The 6,418-nt window shown below is 59.3% G+C and carries 4 protein-coding genes and 2 rRNA genes (1 of these 6 running past the window's edge); 2 read left to right on the forward strand and 4 right to left on the reverse strand.

The features are described from left to right. Window positions 1-110: 110 nt before the first annotated feature. Window positions 111-797, forward strand: coding sequence for an OmpA family protein (locus GEOBRER4_RS15825; RefSeq protein WP_185243124.1), 687 nt, complete (start codon window positions 111-113; stop codon window positions 795-797). Between the two features lie 24 nt (window positions 798-821). On the opposite strand, the gene GEOBRER4_RS15830 is transcribed toward GEOBRER4_RS15825, so the two are convergent. Both GEOBRER4_RS15830 and GEOBRER4_RS15835 read right to left on the reverse strand, forming a co-directional pair. Next, complete coding sequence (locus GEOBRER4_RS15830; protein WP_185243125.1) at window positions 822-1,751, reverse strand: pirin family protein; 930 nt, start codon at window positions 1,749-1,751, stop codon at window positions 822-824. A 32-nt stretch (window positions 1,752-1,783) separates the two neighbouring features. After that, entirely contained in the window at window positions 1,784-2,464 is a 681-nt protein-coding gene (locus GEOBRER4_RS15835) for a type 1 glutamine amidotransferase domain-containing protein (RefSeq protein WP_085811645.1), read from the reverse strand. A gap of 334 nt (window positions 2,465-2,798) precedes the next feature. On the opposite strand from GEOBRER4_RS15835, the gene lon reads away from it, so the two are divergent. Then, complete coding sequence (gene lon / locus GEOBRER4_RS15840) at window positions 2,799-5,201, forward strand: endopeptidase La (RefSeq protein WP_185243126.1); 2,403 nt, start codon at window positions 2,799-2,801, stop codon at window positions 5,199-5,201. Window positions 5,202-5,400: 199 nt separating this feature from the next. On the opposite strand, the gene rrf is transcribed toward lon, so the two are convergent. Further along, window positions 5,401-5,517, reverse strand: a 5S ribosomal RNA gene (gene rrf, locus GEOBRER4_RS15845). 135 nt (window positions 5,518-5,652) lie between these two features. Continuing rightward, a 23S ribosomal RNA gene (locus GEOBRER4_RS15850) occupies window positions 5,653-6,418 on the reverse strand; it runs 2,191 nt beyond the window's last position.

The following is a 6,418-nucleotide window of genomic DNA, read 5'->3' on the forward strand; positions in this document are numbered from 1 at the left end:
TTAAGGGAAGCGGTGCCACAAGCGGCATTCTATCTCGGGTTGATCTTGGGCTTCCAGAGTGATATGTTTTTCCAGTCCGAGCCACAACACAACTACACAAGGAGAGGACCATGAGAGCAAGTTGGATCGTAAAATTGATAATCGGAATGTCAGCGGTTGCCCTGCTAGCAACCGGTTGCGCCACGAACCCGGACGGAAGCTACGAGTTCAAGAGGACCGGGATCGGCGCGTTAGGCGGAGCGGCGCTGGGCGCCGGTGCAGGTGCCCTCATCGGGGGCAAGTCCCACCGCGGCAGGAACGCAGCCATCGGCGGCCTTACCGGCGCAGTGGTCGGCGGCGCGGTCGGCCAGTACATGGACCGTCAAGCGGCGGCGCTCAAAAAGAGCATGCCGGAAGCAGAGGTGCTTCGCGATGGCGACAAGGTCTACGTTGCGCTACCTTCCGGCATCCTGTTCGACGTGGGGAAGGATGTCCTGAAACCGGAGGCGAAGGATTCTTTGAGCCGGGCTGCCGGCACGCTTAGGGATTCCCAGACCACCATCACCATTGAAGGCCATACCGACTCGACCGGCAGCAACGCCATCAACCAGCCGTTAAGCGAACGGCGCGCCGACCGCGTCCGCGACTTCCTGGTGTCCCAGGGTGTCCCGGGCTCGAAGATGGCAGCCATAGGTTACGGCTCCAGCCGTCCGGCTGTCCCCAACGATTCCGAAGCTAACCGGGCCCTGAACCGCAGGGTGCAGATCGAGCTGACCCCGAACGAAAAACTCAAGGCGCAGGGAAGCGGCAACAACTAGTCCCTGAAAAAGAGGCGGGACGCCCTACCGGGTGTCCCGCTTGCCGCTTGCCTGCTTCACGAACGTTCCCTGCTCCAATTCCTCGAAAGCGACTTGCAGTTCCTCCTGGCTGTTCATCACTATCGGGCCGTACCAGGCTACCGGCTCCCCAATCGGCTTGCCGCTGATCAAAAGGAACCGGACCGGCTTCGACTGCGTGGTCACCGAAACCAGGTCGCCATCGCCGAAAAGGATTAGGTTTTCCGCCCCGCACTCGCAACGCCTCTCCAGATCGAAGTAGTTGACTCCCACCGCGTCGTGGGCGAAAGCGTTTCTCTCCCCGTCGAAATACCCCTCGCCGTCGATGACGTAGGCGAGCGCCGTGTACCCGCGCTTGATGGTGTGGGTGAAGACGGCCTGTTCGGGGACGGTGACGTCCAGGTACTCGGGATCGGCTATCACGTCCCGCACCGGCCCCTCTACGCCACCGGCGTGGCCGCAGATCACCTTCACCTTGATGCCGTTCATGATGACTTCGGGAATTTCCGAGGCGAGTATCCCCTGGTAGCGCGGCGGCATCATCTTGTGGGAGGCCGGGAGGTTCGCCCAAAGCTGGAATCCCCACAGGCGGTTATCGCTGTCGCCTTGGGGCATCTCCTGGTGGATGATGCCGCTCCCCGCCGTCATCCACTGCAGGTCTCCCGGCTCGATCACGCCCTTGTTCCCCATGCTGTCTCCATGCTCCACCCTCCCCTGCAGCACATAGGTGATGGTCTCGATTCCGCGGTGCGGATGCCAGGGGAACCCCTTCAGGTAATGCGCCGGTTGGTCCGAGTGGAAATCGTCCAGCAGCAGGAAGGGGTCGAACATGGGGACCTGGTTGTTGCCGAAGGCCCGTTTCAGGTGTACCCCGGCCCCCTCGATGGTAGGCTCGCTCTTCCAGACCTTCCTGATCTTGCGGATGGATTCCGTCATAACTCCTCCCGTTAACTCCACCGGCTCTCCGGTCAGCGTTGCAGCAGCTCTAGCAAGGCCCGGGCTGCGGGCGCGGACGAGGCGGGATTCTGCCCCGTAACCAGTTTGCCGTCCACCTGCACGTACGGCTGCCAATCCGGGCCACTGCCGAAGAGTGCACCGCGCTCCTTCAGCCGGTCCTCCAGGAGAAACGGGACCACGTCGGTCAGCCCGACGGCCCGCTCCTCGGAATTGGTGAACCCGGTCACGCGTTTGTTCTTCACCAGGTAGTCGCCATCGTCCCCCCTGACATCCGCCAGCACCGCCGGGGCATGGCAAACCGCGGCGACCGGTTTGCCCGCCTTGGCAAAGGTCTCGATCAGGGAAATAGAGGTGGGGTTGACGGCGAGGTCCCACAGGGGGCCGTGTCCGCCGGGGTAAAACACAGCGTCGTACTCTTCTGCGGAAACGGCGCCAAGACTGATACTGTTGGCCAGTTCAGCTTGAGCGGCCCGGTCGCTGGCAAAGCGCCGCGTCCCCTCTGTCTGGTTCTCAGGGAGATCACTCTTAGGATCGACGGGAGGGTTCCCTCCTTTCGTCGAGGCAATAGTCAACTTGGCTCCAGCATCCCGAAAGACATAGTAAGGAGCGACGAATTCTTCGAGCCAGAAGCCTGTCTGCTCGCCGGTATTGCCGAGCTTGTCGTGCGAGGTCAGTACCATCAGTATTTTCATCATTTCTCCTTCCCTGCCGTAAGCAGTTGCTGTTTTGTTGTCAGTGCCGGCAAGACACCTGTATTGGTGTACAGCATCAAATGAAAATATCAACCTATGCCTCGTCGTTATCTTTATCGACTCCTCTTAACTGCCGCCGCCAGGTCTCAATCCGAGGGTGCATCCTCCCTGCGTCCTCCACCTGTCGCATAGGTCCCCTCCCCGCCGCCGTTCCATTACCTCTTCGGCAGCATAACCCCCTTGTGCCGGTTCCCTTTATTTGTAGCGGCAGCCCGGTTGACAGCTCCGACTGCGATGCTTAGCTTTTAATAAAATATCCGCTAGGAGTGTCATCATGAGCCAGAGAGATATCGAAGTGCTGGAAGCACAAACCGACGACAATACCGAAAACAGCGGGCTGGTGCTTGCTTCAGAAGTGCTCCCGGCCGGGCTGCCGATCATACCGCTGCGATCGAGGCCTGCATTTCCCAACATGCTGATCCCGATGGCCGTCAACAACCCGCAACAGATCGAGGCAGTGAAGCGGACCATGGAGACCCCGGCGCGGGCCATAGGCCTTGTGCTGGTGAAGGATCCAGAGAAGCCGGATACCCCGGACAACCTGCACACTGTCGGCGTGGCTGGAAAGATCGTGAAAATGATGCACGCCGACGAAGACAGCGTGCAGTTCCTCATCAACACGCTGGACCGCTTCTCCATTCGGGAACTGAATGACAACTCCGGCGCTCTCTTTGCCAACGTCAGCTACCAGTACGGCACCGAGCTGTCTGTTAACCCCGAGCTAAAGGCGTACTCGATGGCGGTCATCAGCACACTCAAAGAACTGGTCCAGATCAACCCGCTGTACTCAGAGGAGATCAAGCTGTTCCTCGGGCGCTCAAGCCTCGACGACCCTGGCAGGCTCTCCGATTTCGCCGCGAGCCTCACCTCCGCGGACGGCCAGGAACTACAGCAGGTTCTGGAAACCTTCGATGTCCGCAAACGGATCGACATTGTGCTGAACCTGCTCAAGAAGGAGCTGGAGGTCTCCAGGCTGCAGACGAAGATCACCAAACAGATCGAGGAGAAGATCAGTCAGCAGCAGCGGGAATTCTTCCTCAGGGAGCAACTGAAGGCGATCAAGAAGGAGCTGGGGCTGGAAAAGGAAGGGAAGACGGCGGAGGTCGAGAAATTCGAGGAGCGCCTCAAGCAGTTGAAACTGAACCCGGAGGCGCAGCGGGCGGTGGCCGATGAGCTGGAGAAGTTCAAGCTGCTGGAACCGGCCTCAGCCGAGTACCATGTGACGCGGAACTACCTCGACTGGCTGACCATCCTTCCCTGGGGGAAGTACAGCAAGGATTCCTACAACATCGACAAGGCGCGCAGAATCCTGGACCGCGACCACCACGGGCTTAACGACGTAAAGGACCGCATCACTGAATTCATCGCGGTCGGCAAGATGAAAGGGGACATCTCCGGCTCCATCCTCTGCCTGGTCGGCCCCCCGGGCGTCGGCAAGACCTCCATCGGCAAGAGCATCGCCGATGCCCTGGGACGGACCTTTTACCGCTTCTCACTGGGTGGGATGCGCGACGAGGCCGAGATTAAGGGGCACCGCCGCACCTACATCGGCGCCATGCCGGGCAAGTTCGTGCAGGCCATGAAGAGCGCGGGGTCCTCAAACCCGGTGCTGATGCTGGACGAGATAGACAAGATCGGGGCGTCCTTCCAGGGCGATCCGGCCTCCGCCTTGCTCGAAGTCCTTGACCCCGAGCAGAATGGATCCTTCCGCGATCACTACCTCGACGTCCCCTTCGACCTGTCCAACGTCCTCTTCATTGCCACCGCGAACCAGCTGGACACCATCCCGGCGCCGCTTTTGGACAGGATGGAGTTGATCCGGCTCTCGGGCTACGTGCTGGAGGAAAAGATGGAGATAGCTAGGCGCTACCTGATCCCCAAGGCGCTCAAGAACCACGGCCTCAAGAACGGGCAGGTGACCATCAGGAAGGAAGCGCTCTCGGCGCTAATCGACGGCTGGGCCCGCGAGGCGGGTGTGCGCACACTGGAGAACCGCATCAAGAAACTGATGCGCAAGGCCGCCAGGGAGTTCGCGACCGGGCGCACCGAGCCCATAGTCGTCACCGGTAAGGACCTTCCGGGATACCTGGGACAGCCGGTGTTCAGCACCGAGGAGATCTTCGAGGGGGTCCCCGGGGTCGTCACCGGGCTTGCCTGGACCAGCATGGGGGGCGCCACCCTCCCCATCGAAGCAACTGCGATGGCGAGCAAGAGCAAAGGATTCCGGCAGACGGGGCAGTTGGGCAACGTCATGATCGAGAGCTCGGAGATCGCCTATTCCTTCGTCATGGCTCATCTCAAGGAGTACGGGGCGGAGGAGGACTACTTCGACACGCACTTCGTGCACCTGCACGTCCCCGCGGGTGCCACTCCCAAGGACGGCCCCTCGGCCGGGGTGACCATGGCGACGGCGCTGATATCGATGATGCAAGGAAGGCCGGTGAAGAAGAAACTGGGCATGACCGGGGAGCTGACCTTGACCGGACGGGTGCTCCCGATCGGCGGGGTAAAGGAAAAGACCATAGCGGCGAGGCGTGCCGAGCTGAAGGTGTTGATATTCCCGGATGCCAACAAGAAGGACTTCGCGGAGCTTCCCGATTACCTCAAGGAGGGATTGGAGGTTTACTTCGCCAAGGAGTACAAGGACGTGTACAAGGTTGCCTTCGGGACGAAGTAGCCACCGCTTTCTGCCTAGCACTAAAACCCTGCCTCCCTGCCGGATGCGGGGTTTTTTTTAGACTGCCTACTGTTACGCAGTCACTTCGTGAGTCGGACTCTCGTGAAGCGGAGATATCGCCTCCGAGTGCGGGCAAGCAGAATCGGCATAAACGCGAGAAGCCCCGTCAGGTATTCCTGACGGGGCTTCTCTATTAAATTCCCTGCGGCGACCTACTCTCCCACACCGTTACCAGTGCAGTACCATCGGCCCAGAGAGGCTTAACTTCCGTGTTCGGGATGGGAACGGGTGTGACCCTCTCGGCATAGCCACAGAGAAACTCTTAGCTCGAACCTTTACGGCTCTCGCAATATATTTCTCAACAATCGCATTTTCGTGTTTTTGTAGGTTTTACGCATCAGCAGTTTATGATCGGGGGGTGGAGACCCACCCCCCTCTCTAAGAATTTTTTATGGTCAAGCCTCACGGCCGATTAGTACCGGTAAGCTGAATGCATTACTGCACTTACACACCCGGCCTATCAACGTTGTGGTCTACAACGGGCCTTTAGGGGATTGCTCCCAGGGATACCTAATCTTGAAGGAGGCTTCCCGCTTAGATGCTTTCAGCGGTTATCCTTTCCGTACATAGCTACCCAGCGACTGCTCCTGGCGGAACAACTGGAACACCAGAGGTACGTTCAACCCGGTCCTCTCGTACTAAGGTCAACTCTTCTCAAGTATCCTACGCCCACAGAAGATAGGGACCAAACTGTCTCACGACGTTTTAAACCCAGCTCGCGTACCGCTTTAATTGGCGAACAGCCAAACCCTTGGGACCTACTTCAGCCCCAGGATGCGATGAGCCGACATCGAGGTGCCAAACCTCCCCGTCGATGTGAACTCTTGGGGGAGATCAGCCTGTTATCCCCGGCGTACCTTTTATCCGTTGAGCGACGGCCCTTCCATACAGAACCGCCGGATCACTAAGACCTACTTTCGTACCTGCTCGACTTGTTGGTCTCGCAGTCAAGCTCCCTTATGCCTTTACACTCTACGGCTGGTTTCCAATCAGCCTGAGGGAACCTTCGCGCGCCTCCGTTACTCTTTGGGAGGCGACCGCCCCAGTCAAACTACCCATCAGACAGTGTCCCCGACCCGGATGACGGGCCTGGGTTAGACATCCAAACAAACCAGGGTGGTATTTCAAGGATGACTCCACCGAGACTGGCGTCCCAG

It is taken from the genome of Citrifermentans bremense (assembly GCF_014218275.1).
GTDB classification, from domain to species: domain Bacteria; phylum Desulfobacterota; class Desulfuromonadia; order Geobacterales; family Geobacteraceae; genus Geomonas; species Geomonas pelophila.